This is a genomic window from bacterium, from assembly GCA_037131655.1.
GTDB lineage: Bacteria > Armatimonadota > Fimbriimonadia > Fimbriimonadales > JBAXQP01 > JBAXQP01.
The window spans coordinates 1-11,731 of the sequence record JBAXQP010000057.1 but is presented as its reverse complement, the minus strand read 5'-3'; the positions used below and the strand labels follow the sequence as shown (position 1 = coordinate 11,731).

Below are 11,731 nucleotides of genomic sequence, written 5' to 3'. Positions count from 1 at the left end.
GTAATTTCTATATCGTCTTTTGACGGCTATGCATCACCGCTTGGATGATTATGTGCTGCAATTACTCCCGCCGCCCCCTCTCGAATTGCCTCTCTGAAAAGTTCGCGGGGTGAAACAAGGCTCATATCGAGCGTACCGATGCTGATTGGGCTTATTCTCATCACAAAATTCTTAGTATTCATCAGCAGGGCATAAAAATGTTCGCGTTTTTCATCGCGCAGAGTGCCGCTGAGAATGGCAAATACATCTTCAGGGCCATGGATTTCCTTGCGTTCTCCAATTCCCGCTAACGAAACCCGCCGACCGAGTTCCAATGCGGCAAGCACCATCACCGCCCTGTCTTGCCCAATTAGGGATATATCAGCTATTTCATTTAGCGAACCCGAAGCTAAGCCGCGAATACCATCGAACTGCTTCAACAATTCACTAGCCGCATCAAGCGCCTGCGACTCATCTACATTGCCCTTTAATAGGATCGCCAGCAGCTCAATAGTGCTAAGCGAACCTGCACCCAAACGCACCAATCGCTCACGCGGACATTCTTCCGCAGGAAGCGCCTTTTCCGCTGTATATTCAATTCCCGTCTCTTCATTCCCCATCGAGCCAAGCATACCACGCTCTTTGAAGGTTGTCAACAAGGCGTTGCTAGGTCGGATTTGCATTCAAAGGGCCTTTTATGTTATAACCCTCGTACTACAAACCATATTGAGGCAATGAATGAGCGAAGTACGAGTACGATTTGCGCCGAGTCCAACAGGGCCACCCCACGTTGGAACCGTCCATACGGGACTATTCAACTGGCTTTTTGCGCACCACACGGGCGGAAAATTTATCCTTCGAATTGAAGATACCGACCGTGAGCGTGAAGTGCCGGGCGCAACAGAACAACTTTATAAAGCGCTTTCATGGCTTGGATGTAATTGGGATGAAGGCCCTGAAGTCGGCGGCGCCTGCGGTCCCTACATTCAAAGTGAACGTCTGTCTTTCTACCAAAACGCCGCCCAGGAATTGCTCGATAAGGGTGTCGCCTACAAGTGCTGGTGTTCGAAAGAAAGACTCGATCAGATTAGAGAGAAGCAGCGCGCGGCTGGTCTACCCACCGGCTACGATCGCCACTGCATAAAGATTTCTGACGAAGAACGCGCCAAGCTCGTAGCGGAGAAGGAGCCGTTTGTCATTCGATTAAAGGTCAAACGCGAAGGCAAAACCGGCTGGAACGATATTGTCAGAGGCTGGACAGAGTTCGAGAACAAACTCATCGACGATCAGGTGCTTCTCAAAGCCGATGGTTGGCCGACCTATCACCTCGCCAATGTTGTAGACGACCACATGATGACGATCAGTCATGTCATACGCGGCGAGGACTGGATTTCTAGTACACCGAAACACATCATGCTTTACGAAGGCTTCGGCTGGGATCCGCCGCAGTTTGCTCATTTGTCGCTATTGCTCGGCCCTGATCGCAGCAAGCTCTCGAAACGACATGGCACAACCAATTTCATGGACTTCGTCGCCATGGGCTATCTGCCGCATACGATTTTTAACTTTCTATCAATATTGGGGTGGTCACCGGGGAACGATCAGGAACTACTTACTGTTGAGGAGACTATCGAGAAATTTACTCTCGAAGGCTGTCTTAAATCCGGGGCGGTATTCGACCATGAAAAACTCAACTGGATGAACGGCTATTATATCCGCCATATGAGCGTAGAGGATTTGACTAATTACTGCCTGCCATATCTGCAGGAAGCGGGGCTACTTCCGGTTGAAATCACACCCGAGCAGAAACTTTATGCCGAGCAAGTGATCGCTCTTGAACAAGAGCGCATGAAGCTATTATCCGAAGCGCCGACTGTCACAGAGTTCTTCTTTAAGGAAGAACCAGAAGTAGATGCCAAGGCGTGGGATAAGTGGATGGGTAAAGATTACGTCCTAGCCATTCTACTGCGCGAAGTCGAATTGTTCAGTGCCATAAAGAACTGGAATCACGATGAGATTGAAGCTGTTATCCGAAAAGTCGCCGAGGAGAAAGAACTAAGCGCCGGTAACATTATCCATCCAACCCGAGTGGCCCTAACCGGCCGAACCATCGGCCCCGGCTTATTCGAAACCATTGTAGTTCTGGGCAAAGACCGAGTCATTAAACGTCTTGAGAAAACGCTTGAAAAAGTGAAACGCTAACTACAAAAATGCTTATTTTTAATACAAAAAAAGATAATCATAAGGAAATAGAAGCGGCTATAAAGAGGCCGTTTTTCGAGGATAATCCTGATCTCGAAATGAAAGTTCGGGAGATTGTCGATAATGTGCGTCTGCGTGGCGATGAGGCAGTTTTGGAATACTCTCGCCTGTGGGACTGCCCGACTCTCGAAGACTTTCGCGTGCCTTCCAATGAATTCGAAAAGGCTCGTAACAACACGCCTATACATCTGCAGACCGCTATTCGAAACGCTGCCGCACGAATTACGGAGTATCACTCTAACCAACGTCGCGCCTCTTGGTGGATGAATACAAGAGACGGCGGTTGGGCAGGCCAAATGCTCACCCCGTTAGAGCGTGTTGGTGTTTATGTTCCCGGCGGAAAAGCGATTTATCCTAGTTCTGTCCTAATGAACTGCATTCCAGCCTTTGTAGCAGGTGTAAAGGAAATTATTCTTTGCGTTCCGCCATTAAAAGACGGAACGCTACCGCCTTCAGTGCTTTTTGCTGCCGGCGAGGCTGGAGTTGACAAGGTTTTCTCTATCGGTGGAGCCCAAGCAATCGCTGCGATGGCATTCGGCACTCAAACAGTTCCGAAAGTGGACAAAGTAGTTGGGCCGGGAAATGTATATGTTAACCTCGCCAAACGCATGATTTGGGGAATGGTTGGGGTCGATATGTTAGCCGGACCAAGTGAAGTCTGCGTTGTGGCAGACGAGACTGCTAATCCAATGTTTGTCGCAGCTGACCTCTTAGTTCAAGCCGAGCATGCCGAGGATTGCAGCGCATTTCTCCTCACACCCGATGAATCGCTTGCCAAAAAGGTACTCGATGAGATCGAACGTCAAACCGCACTCCATCCTCGATGTGAAATCTTAAAGGCATCACTCAAGCACAGCGCGGTCATCATCACCGGCGATATCACTGAAGCGATTGAGTGGGCCAATAAAGTTGCGCCGGAACATCTTTCGCTAATGGTGAAGGAACCGATGAGTTGGCTGTCGAAAGTTAAATCGGCGGGAGCGATCTTATTGGGCAATTACTCACCCCAATCTCTTGGAGATTACGCCGCAGGGCCAAGCCACACACTGCCCACCAGTGGTTCGGCCAGATTCGCATCGCCGCTTAATGTGGATGATTTTGTCAAGAAAACCAGCGTAATTTCTTATGATTCCGAAGCTCTGCAGAAAGCAACGCCGATGATAGAAGCGTTAGGACAAATAGAAGGATTTGATGCGCACGTGTATGCTGCGAAAGTACGAAAAAAGGGAGATTCTAATGAAAACTGAAGATTTACGAGATCGTTTTGCTGAAGTTGAACGAGAAACCAAAGAAACCAATATCGCCCTGGCAATTACATTAGATGCAGCCGGTCTTGGTGAAATTAAAACGGGGATTGGTTTTTTCGATCACATGCTTAATCATATTGCCTACCAATCGAAAATCGATTTGTCTATCCAGGCAACCGGTGATATCGAAGTCGATGAACACCACACTGTTGAAGACATCGGTATCTGCTTTGGTAAAGCTCTGCACAAAGCCCTTGGAAATAAACGTGGCATCGAGCGATATGGCTGGGTTGTGCTACCAATGGATGAAGCGCTGGTAATGGTATCGATGGACTTCTCCGGGCGCACCTTCTTGAGCTTTGAAGTCACCTATACCCGCGACCATATCGGCGGTATGTCGACCGAGATGATCGAAGAGTTCTTCCGCGCCGTATGCCAACATGCAGGACTTACGCTTCACATCAAGCAGCTTTCCGGCTCGAATACACACCATATTGCCGAAGCTATATTTAAAGCCTTTGGAAGAGCATTAGGAATGGCTGTTCGACGCCTCAAAAACAACGAAGTTCCCTCCACAAAAGGCATGATTGAATGATATGTATCATCGATTACGGCATGGGCAACCTGCGGAGCGTCCAAAAAGCTTTTGAAAAGCTAGGGGTCGTTGCTGAAATAACTTCCGACCCTGATAAAGTTCGGCAAGCGGATAAGGTTGTGTTGCCGGGAGTGGGCGCATTCGGCGCTTGTATGGCAAATATGCGCAAGCTGTCGATGGATGAGGTTGTCAAGGAAGTAATCGCACAAGGAAAGCCTTTTTTGGGAATATGTCTTGGCCTACAGATGCTATTTGATGTTGGGGAAGAAATGGGAGAATGGCCCGGTTTAGGCATCCTCCCCGGCCGCGTATTGCCTTTTCGCGATGTCATCAAAGACCCCACATTAAAAGTTCCCCATATGGGTTGGAACTCTCTCAAGCTACGCCCATCACGACTATTTGAAGGGATTGAGGACGGAGCGTTTGTCTATTTCGTACACTCCTATTACCCTGCCCCAACTGACGAAAGTGTCATCTCCGCCGAATCCGATTACGGCCTAACCTTTTGCGCAGCCGTCCAAAAAGACAACCTCTACGCCACCCAATTCCACCCAGAAAAAAGCGGCGCTGTAGGCTTAAAGATGCTAGAAAATTTCGCAAACTTAGGATAGCAAATAGGTTTTTACGACTATGATAATATTTCCAGCAATTGATATACAAGACGGCAGATGTGTTCGGCTCACACAGGGGCGATTTGATTCGGCTACTGTTTACTCCGAAGAACCTTGGCTAATGGCTGAAAAGTGGCAGAGCTTAGGGGCAGAATGGCTTCATGTAGTCGACCTTGATGGAGCCAAAGCAGGAGCGCCTCAAAATGTCGCGGTTATTCGTGAGATGCTCAGAAGGGTTAATATCCCCGTACAATTCGGCGGTGGAGTAAGATCACTTCATACAGCTGAAATGATGCTGACTTTGGGAGTTTCACGCGTGGTCGTCGGCACTTCCCTTGCCCAAGACGAACAACTTGCGGCTAAGTTCTTTAATCAGTTCGGTGAAAAAGTAGCAGTTGGCTTAGATGCGCGTCATGGCCGAGTTTCCGTCAAAGGTTGGCAAGAAGATACTAACGAAACAGCTATCGAATTCGCCAAACGCATGGAAGCGTTAGGCGCATGCCGTGTCATCTACACCGACATCTCCCAAGACGGCATGCTCCAGGGTGTAAGTTTAGACAAAATGCGAGAAATGTGCGAAGCAATCTCAATCCCCGTAATCGCCTCCGGCGGCGTCAGCACTCTGGAAGACATCAAATCCCTCCTCCCCCTAACCCCCCTAGGCATAGAAGGCGTAATCATAGGCAAAGCCCTTTATGCGGGCGCTTTCGATTTAAATGAGGCGATTAATGTGGGGAAATAGGTAAAAGGCTACTAAGGTTAGCTCATCGAGTTAAAGGGCTGTGATATACTAAAAATGGAGGTAAAACTTATGTTTGACCGTATCACCTATAACACACAAGTCATGGGCGGGAAAGCAACCATTCGCGGACTTCGTATAACTGTTGGACAAGTTGTCAACCTTGTGGCTAATGGTATGACTATTTCAGAAATAATACTTGAATATCCTGACCTAGAAGCAGATGATATTCGTCAAGCCTTGCAGTATGCTGCGTCTTTAGCAGACGATGAAATATATCCTATTGTCGAGCATGTATCGTGAAATTTCTCGCTGACATGGGGATTTCTAAAACTACTCTTGATGCTCTACGGAACGATGGATATGATGTAGTTCACTTAAGTGAACAGGGATTACAGAGACTTACAGATGATAAAATCCTCATTAAAGCTAAGGACGAAAAGCGCATTGTTTTAACTTGTGATTTAGATTTCGGAGATCTCTTATCCGCCTATGGGCATAATCTTCCAAGTGTGATCATTTTCCGTTTGAGCAACTTCAAACCTTCATTCCTAAACCCACGGCTATTTTCAGTACTGAAAGAGCGCAAAACCGAAATCAACGCTGGAGCAGTCATTATAGTTCAGGATAATCGTTATAGAGTTCGCAGACTCCCAATAAATCGAGAGCGTTGATACCCGCTACAAGAATACTCTGCTTTTAATAAGCCACCTACCCAGGACCCACGAAAGTCAACACCTCTATTTGTCCCAATAGAATTAAAGCGCCGCAGGTGATGCAAAGGCCCCATTCGGATTCGGGAGATTCTTTTGGGGAGAGGCAGGAGTGATATTTCACATTAGCGCCGCAGGTTTGGCACCAACTTGTTTCAATTGGCTGCTCTTGAGTGAAGACACCGCCAATGGGTGAACCTGGCTCAGATTGGTAAAAAGTTACGGTGTTGCCCGGAGCATGGGCAATTACAAATTTTCGGGTCGGATAGGCCTCTTTTAAGGCGTTCTCAAGGGAACTAACGATCTTCAACTCCTCACGAACCCTGTCTAAGTCATTCGCGCACACATTCGAGTGCACGTGATTGGCGCTGTATTCAACTTCCCAATTATCGCCATCAATGGCAGATATTGGATATCGCTCGAGAGGACCTAATAAGATCAACCCATCAGCTTCAATAAATGTATAATCGCCTATCGTTCTGCTAAGCCATCGTTCCTTCATTATGTTGAATATATTACCGCCTTTGAAAAATCGATGCCACTTTTTTTGCTCTTGCCTGTCAAAGTTCATGTAGGAATAATCACGGAGGGACAGGAAGATGTCCGGTCAAGGCTTCTGGGATACAAATGAAATCGAGCCAGTCGAAGGTGTATGCAGCGGCATGTGGTTAAAATTGTCGCTCTATACCGACGGCGAACTTTCTGATAACGAAGCGAATGAGGTTGAAAGTCACGCTCATCGCTGCGATAGATGCAAAGAAGCGCTCGTATTCATGAAAGCCACGTCGGCAAGCACACTGCCACAATTAGATCCTCCAGCCGAACTCCGTAGTCGAATTCTAGCGGCTACCACACTCAAACGCTCAATATGGGCACAACGGATACAACCTTCTCGTCCGATACGCTTAGCCTATGGCGTTTGTGCAATAGCCGGTTTTGCCGCATTATTCTTTATTACAACTCATTTTCAGTCTGAAAAACCTAAAACCGCTTCAGTAGTTCATCATCAAATTTCCAAACAACCCGAGAGTATAAATACTAAAACCATTGCAACTAGACCAACGATGCAGCAAGATGCACAGGCGCCTCATACTATCAGACACATTGGGCTAAAAGTCGCCTTTGCACCAAGCACAACGCTCTCTAACATCGATTTAGGAAAGTCATACTTACCAAAGGATGTTGAGATCAAGCCAAATATTTCAAATACAGCAAGACAGCCTCTAAACGCACCTGAAGCTTCTATCAGTAAGGTTGAACCCAGTCCAACCAATGAAACGCCTGATGAAGTCAATATCACTCCTGATCCAAAAGCAACCATTTTAGCCCGCTCACCTTCTCTTCCCCATACCCGTATGGTTATGAGCGCAGGGTCTTATGAAGGGCTGGAAAGCTTAATGACGCCCGGTAATAAACTAGACGAGATAAGGGATCGTAGCGCACATTCAAGCTTAGAATTGAACGCGATGACACCTGAAGGAATTGAGCAAGTAAAAGGGATCGAATTTAAGCGGGACGAAAGGCATAATCGAAGCGCCCGTTCTGATGCGGAAAAGCAAATTGACGTAGCGGTATTCAAAGTTAAACTTTAGGAGACAACGAAAATAGCTTCGCACTCAGGATGGATTTACTCAATACAACAGAGCTGCTTTTAACTCATCACGCCTCATCCTGAGTAGTCGACTAAATCGGCAGCATGAGTTTTCATGAAACGGTTAGCGTCCACTGATAATCAAGTCGTAATTATCGATCTTAAAATTGGTATTTTCAGTGCTTCCATTACCGGCGATGGGTGGATATAGTCCAGCGTAACCTATCTTTGAATTATGAACATTGTTAGCCGGAATAACAGGGATTGCGCTTGTGCGAATAAAATCTCGTTGGGCGGGAATTATTACGCTGACGTTCGAAGCGCCCAGAGGAGGAGCGGAAACGTAGGCTGAATCATTTACGGTTCCTGCCATCCAGGCAATAGCAGTCAACGCTCCACCAAAAGCAAGCACTCGTTTGGCTCTTTCAGAAGGCATTCGAAAAGCGTTCTTCAGGTCAGTCATCCAAAACAGCCAACGTGAACCCTTAACTTGAGAGTTGGAATCAAAAACATGCTGCATGAGGCGTACTTCGAAGTCAACATTGGGCTGACGCACCGGCATCAATGAAACCACCCGTTTGGTCATCAAAATATGATCGTGCTCAACGCGACAATCAGAGCATTCTTGGAGATGGCGGCGGATACGCATCATTTCCACGCCGCAAAGTTCTCCATCGATGTAAGAAGACAACATTCGTTCAATTAAACGGCAATTCAACATTAAAAAATCACCTCTGAGCATTTGATTTCCATTCAGGACGTTTCTTTTCTAAGAACGCCCTTAATTGCTTTCGGCCTCGGTGAATGCGAGAACGGACAGTCCCTATCGAGCAGTGCATCGTTTCGGCTATCTCTTCGTAAGATAACCCTTCAACATCCGCAAGGATAACTGACCATCGGAACTCCGGAGATAAGCGTTGTAAACTTTCTTGGAGATCCACTTCTAATATCTGTTCCATGACCTGCATTTCAGGATCGGCATTGGGATCGCTGATCTCCCAAGCCACCGTCGATTCACTACTATCAGAGCGAATAGGCTCATCCAGTGAATACACCTTAGCTTTACCTCGTTTACGAACTTCATCAATATAAACGTTCGTCATAATTCTGTAAAGCCAACTGGTGAATGGCAAACGCGGATCATAACGATCGAAGAATCTATAAGCGCGCAAAAAAGCTTCTTGCGTCAGATCCTCCGCATCCGCCTCATTACCTGCCATACGAAATGCTAGGTGATACGCGTGCCGGTAGTGCCGGCGCATGTATTCCTCGAAATCGTGGCTATCAAGTTCTTGAGGTACCACGTCGTCTCGAGCAATAATCATTAGAGTTCGCATCCCTCCTACTACCCAATATACGAAGGGTTTCAAAATTAAAGTTCCACTTCGCTCTTTGTGGTAATTTTCCTAGTAATTGTGACAGGGTAACTGAGGTCAACCCTCTTTCTTTTATTCCATTAAGAAGTTGATCTAAGCGTTCAGCCGTTAAGTGGTGATTTCCGCGATCGTGAAGCAGCAGAATACTGCCTTTTCCCGTATGCCGCAAAATCTTACCGACGTAATGACTGGTCATTTCATAGTTGTAATAGGAGTCCCCGCCAACAGTCCAGTTGACCAGAATCATTCTATGCGCTTGGGCTGCCCGCAAAGTATCATTGTTCCAATCTCCGTAAGGAGACCGATATAAGTGATATTGGCGGCCTACCGTTTGAGCTAATATCACGTTCGAATCTCGCAGTTGACGCCACTGCTGATCGTAAGTAAGCGTCGGCATCCTTTGATGGTCGTAGGAATGGCAGCCGATATCATGTCCTTCCGCTAAAATGCGTTTTATTATTCTTTTGGCAGATTCAGGATTACTTTTAATATTTTTTGCAACTAAGAAAAAAGTTGCTTTCATATTGGCGCGTTTTAATGCATCCAAAACTCTATCCGTGTAAACAGGATCCGGACCATCGTCAAAAGTAAGAGCGATTTCCGGCCGGTTCCGATTACCATGCCAAAGCACCCCTGACTGGTCGAAAAGGTCTTTCCCCTGAACTCTAAGTATCCAGTACTCAGGGTTAACAAGACGATACCAAGGCTCACAACGGGTTGCCAACATTAAACTGATTGCCCCGCCAAAAAGTAAAATTATTTCAACCCATAAACCAAAACGCCCTAGAAAAAATAAAACACGTTTCATTGCTAGGATTATACCTGTGCTGTTCTTCATCACATTCATAGTCAAAACCTTAGCAATTAACTTCAAATTCAATTGAACCTACAAGGGTAGACTTTGAAAAATTGTTATCACTACAAGCAAAATATTTGTTTCTACAGTTGAAGAATCTTCTATTTTAGATGTATCCTTTTAGGCAAGAGTGAGATCATCCAATTAACTTAATGGCAGGGCGATCTTCCAGACTCGATTGGAGAAAAAGCAGTATGTTGAGAAAAAGAAAAAGAACTCCGAGCGCTTGGCGCGTTGAACGTCAATTAATCCGATACGTATATGATCTCCCTGATATAACTCGCTCCGACCTAGCCAAGCGTCTTGGGCAAAGTCCTGCCGCGATTTCGATGGTCATTCGTCGCCTTATCAATAATGGTTGGCTTCGAGAATCAGGCCGAGCGGTATCTTTGGGTGGAAGACGACCTGTTCAGCTAAGGCTAGCATCCGGTCGCGCTTATATTGCCGGGCTTGAAGTTTGTCCTAACCTTATCCGCACTGTTTTAATGGATGCGGATGGTTCTGTCGTTAACCAATCACGCGAAGATTTAACCCCCGGCGCCTCACCCTCAGAAATCATAAAGCGAATCGTCAAAGCAGCCGAAATGGCTACGAGTAAAGCTGATGCTCAAGCTGACCGACTTCTGGGTGTAGGGATTTCACTCTCAGGCGTCGTTTACAGCGAAACCGGAACGGCTCAAGTAACACCTGGACTATTTAACTGGGAATCAGTGGACATTACAACCGAAGTATCGAAAGCATTTAAAGATAAGCTCATCTCTGTTGATAATAACGCTCGAACCAGATTAGGATATGAGATTTACAACTATACAAATTTAAGGAACCAGACTGTTTTATTAATCGACTTGAATTATAACATCGGTGGCGCACTGGCTATTAGTGGTTCGCTCTACCAAGGGGTTGATGGAGCTGCACTTGACCTAGCCCATTTGAAAGTATGCCTGCCATCACGCCCACCGGTTATGATGGAAGAGATTGTATCAGAACCCTGCATCTTGAACCGCATTAAAGAAGAATTGGATTCCGGTTTCCCTTCCTTGTTACGTGAATCGCTTAAAGACAACAGCAACTTGACAATAGCTCAAGTTATGAGAGCGGCGCAGGCAGGCGATCAGCTTTGCTACCGTGTAATTTCTGAAGTGGCCGATGCGATCGGTGATGCCGTTGCCAACTTGGCCAACATGCTAAGGCCGAAAACAATTCTGTTTGCAGGCGATCTAGTCAATTTAGGCTCCATCGTGCTCGATACGGTCAAACGCCATGTGAGATTAAATACTCTCCCTGACGTTTACGAAAACCTTCGACTTGCGGGCATCGAATCCGATGAGTATGCCTCTGCCCTAGGTTCAGCTCACCTAGTCCTAGACCGTTGGTTAACTGACCTGTCCCCGAGCAAAGACGGTGCATTGCACTCTTCACAGAAGTAGTTCTTTTACAGAACAAACCAGGCCTTTGCGGTTACGCAGGGGTCTTGTTTGTTTTGTGATCCGTATCCCTGAGTATGCCTTCCGGCCGTACCTGTTGACGGTAAGGATTAACAATCAGTAGGGCATGGAGGGGGTTGCTTCGGCACATTCACCCTCGCGATGACACGTTCTAGTACGAAGAGCGAATTTCCGGCATCATACTCTTAATCCTAATCTTAATCTCATCCGTAATCTTGCCTCTTGCTTCTTGCCTCTCCTCTATCGCCTCTTCTCCCCCCACCCAATACCTCCGAGATTTCCTGAAGTTTAGAGAGTGAGCTTGTAATATTCACCAG

At 46.7% G+C, this 11,731-nt stretch carries 14 protein-coding genes; 9 read left to right on the top strand and 5 right to left on the bottom strand.

The genetic code is table 11. From position 1 onward, the window contains the following. Positions 1 to 26: 26 nt before the first annotated feature. Positions 27 to 662 carry a JAB domain-containing protein gene (locus tag WCO51_04245; protein ID MEI6512470.1) on the bottom strand — a complete coding sequence of 212 codons (636 nt, stop codon included), beginning with the start codon at positions 660 to 662 and terminating at the stop codon, positions 27 to 29. Between the two features lie 55 nt (positions 663 to 717). Here WCO51_04245 and gltX point away from each other — a divergent pair, with 55 nt between their 5' ends. The 7 genes from gltX to WCO51_04210 all read left to right on the top strand — a co-directional run bounded on the left by gltX (position 718) and on the right by WCO51_04210 (position 6,107). Then, positions 718 to 2,181: a glutamate--tRNA ligase gene (gltX, locus tag WCO51_04240; protein MEI6512469.1), complete on the top strand. Its 1,464-nt coding sequence runs from the start codon at positions 718 to 720 to the stop codon at positions 2,179 to 2,181. An 8-nt stretch (positions 2,182 to 2,189) separates the two neighbouring features. After that, entirely contained in the window at positions 2,190 to 3,488 is a 1,299-nt protein-coding gene (gene hisD / locus WCO51_04235) for a histidinol dehydrogenase (GenBank protein MEI6512468.1), read from the top strand. Continuing rightward, a complete protein-coding gene (gene hisB / locus WCO51_04230) occupies positions 3,478 to 4,083 on the top strand; it encodes an imidazoleglycerol-phosphate dehydratase HisB (protein ID MEI6512467.1) in 606 nt (201 codons plus the stop codon). Before hisD ends, hisB begins: the two co-directional genes overlap by 11 nt. Next, positions 4,080 to 4,694, top strand: coding sequence for an imidazole glycerol phosphate synthase subunit HisH (hisH, locus tag WCO51_04225; protein MEI6512466.1), 615 nt, complete (start codon positions 4,080 to 4,082; stop codon positions 4,692 to 4,694). Before hisB ends, hisH begins: the two co-directional genes overlap by 4 nt. Positions 4,695 to 4,713: 19 nt before the next feature. Continuing rightward, positions 4,714 to 5,436, top strand: a complete 723-nt coding sequence (gene hisA, locus WCO51_04220) for a 1-(5-phosphoribosyl)-5-[(5-phosphoribosylamino)methylideneamino]imidazole-4-carboxamide isomerase (GenBank protein MEI6512465.1) — start codon at positions 4,714 to 4,716, stop codon at positions 5,434 to 5,436. A 69-nt stretch (positions 5,437 to 5,505) separates the two neighbouring features. Beyond that, complete coding sequence (locus tag WCO51_04215; protein ID MEI6512464.1) at positions 5,506 to 5,736, top strand: DUF433 domain-containing protein; 231 nt, start codon at positions 5,506 to 5,508, stop codon at positions 5,734 to 5,736. After that, positions 5,733 to 6,107 (top strand): DUF5615 family PIN-like protein, encoded by a 375-nt coding sequence (locus WCO51_04210; GenBank protein MEI6512463.1) that lies wholly within the window; start codon positions 5,733 to 5,735, stop codon positions 6,105 to 6,107. Before WCO51_04215 ends, WCO51_04210 begins: the two co-directional genes overlap by 4 nt. A 37-nt stretch (positions 6,108 to 6,144) precedes the next feature. Here WCO51_04210 and WCO51_04205 read toward each other — a convergent pair whose 3' ends face one another. Next, positions 6,145 to 6,648, bottom strand: coding sequence for a hypothetical protein (locus WCO51_04205; protein ID MEI6512462.1), 504 nt, complete (start codon positions 6,646 to 6,648; stop codon positions 6,145 to 6,147). A 97-nt stretch (positions 6,649 to 6,745) separates the two neighbouring features. Between WCO51_04205 and WCO51_04200 the strand changes: the two genes are divergently transcribed. Beyond that, positions 6,746 to 7,738 carry an anti-sigma factor gene (locus WCO51_04200; GenBank protein ID MEI6512461.1) on the top strand — a complete coding sequence of 331 codons (993 nt, stop codon included), beginning with the start codon at positions 6,746 to 6,748 and terminating at the stop codon, positions 7,736 to 7,738. A gap of 123 nt (positions 7,739 to 7,861) precedes the next feature. Here WCO51_04200 and WCO51_04195 read toward each other — a convergent pair whose 3' ends face one another. Genes WCO51_04195 through WCO51_04185 form a run of 3 tightly spaced genes read right to left on the bottom strand, consistent with a single transcriptional unit; the run spans position 7,862 to position 9,921 of the window. Further along, complete coding sequence (locus WCO51_04195) at positions 7,862 to 8,458, bottom strand: zf-HC2 domain-containing protein (protein MEI6512460.1); 597 nt, start codon at positions 8,456 to 8,458, stop codon at positions 7,862 to 7,864. Positions 8,459 to 8,465: 7 nt separating this feature from the next. Then, positions 8,466 to 9,062, bottom strand: coding sequence for a sigma-70 family RNA polymerase sigma factor (locus WCO51_04190; protein ID MEI6512459.1), 597 nt, complete (start codon positions 9,060 to 9,062; stop codon positions 8,466 to 8,468). Beyond that, positions 9,022 to 9,921, bottom strand: coding sequence for a polysaccharide deacetylase family protein (locus tag WCO51_04185; GenBank protein MEI6512458.1), 900 nt, complete (start codon positions 9,919 to 9,921; stop codon positions 9,022 to 9,024). The genes WCO51_04190 and WCO51_04185 overlap by 41 nt, the downstream gene beginning before the upstream one ends. A 242-nt stretch (positions 9,922 to 10,163) precedes the next feature. On the opposite strand from WCO51_04185, the gene WCO51_04180 reads away from it, so the two are divergent. Then, the gene (locus WCO51_04180) at positions 10,164 to 11,396 is read left to right on the top strand and encodes an ROK family transcriptional regulator (protein MEI6512457.1); all 1,233 of its coding nucleotides are present in this window, start codon (positions 10,164 to 10,166) and stop codon (positions 11,394 to 11,396) included. Positions 11,397 to 11,731 lie beyond the last annotated feature (335 nt).

Excerpts from the sequence above, each read along its gene's own strand:
- WCO51_04245 (MEI6512470.1), bottom strand. The coding sequence starts at position 662 with ATGCAAATCCGACCTAGCAACGCCTTGTTGACAACCTTCAAAGAGCGT.
- gltX (MEI6512469.1), top strand. The coding sequence starts at position 718 with ATGAGCGAAGTACGAGTACGATTTGCGCCGAGTCCAACAGGGCCACCC.
- hisD (MEI6512468.1), top strand. The coding sequence starts at position 2,190 with ATGCTTATTTTTAATACAAAAAAAGATAATCATAAGGAAATAGAAGCG.
- hisB (MEI6512467.1), top strand. The coding sequence starts at position 3,478 with ATGAAAACTGAAGATTTACGAGATCGTTTTGCTGAAGTTGAACGAGAA.
- hisH (MEI6512466.1), top strand. The coding sequence starts at position 4,080 with ATGATATGTATCATCGATTACGGCATGGGCAACCTGCGGAGCGTCCAA.
- hisA (MEI6512465.1), top strand. The coding sequence starts at position 4,714 with ATGATAATATTTCCAGCAATTGATATACAAGACGGCAGATGTGTTCGG.
- WCO51_04215 (MEI6512464.1), top strand. The coding sequence starts at position 5,506 with ATGTTTGACCGTATCACCTATAACACACAAGTCATGGGCGGGAAAGCA.
- WCO51_04205 (MEI6512462.1), bottom strand. The coding sequence starts at position 6,648 with ATGAAGGAACGATGGCTTAGCAGAACGATAGGCGATTATACATTTATT.
- WCO51_04200 (MEI6512461.1), top strand. The coding sequence starts at position 6,746 with ATGTCCGGTCAAGGCTTCTGGGATACAAATGAAATCGAGCCAGTCGAA.
- WCO51_04195 (MEI6512460.1), bottom strand. The coding sequence starts at position 8,458 with ATGTTGAATTGCCGTTTAATTGAACGAATGTTGTCTTCTTACATCGAT.
- WCO51_04190 (MEI6512459.1), bottom strand. The coding sequence starts at position 9,062 with ATGATTATTGCTCGAGACGACGTGGTACCTCAAGAACTTGATAGCCAC.
- WCO51_04185 (MEI6512458.1), bottom strand. The coding sequence starts at position 9,921 with ATGAAACGTGTTTTATTTTTTCTAGGGCGTTTTGGTTTATGGGTTGAA.
- WCO51_04180 (MEI6512457.1), top strand. The coding sequence starts at position 10,164 with ATGTTGAGAAAAAGAAAAAGAACTCCGAGCGCTTGGCGCGTTGAACGT.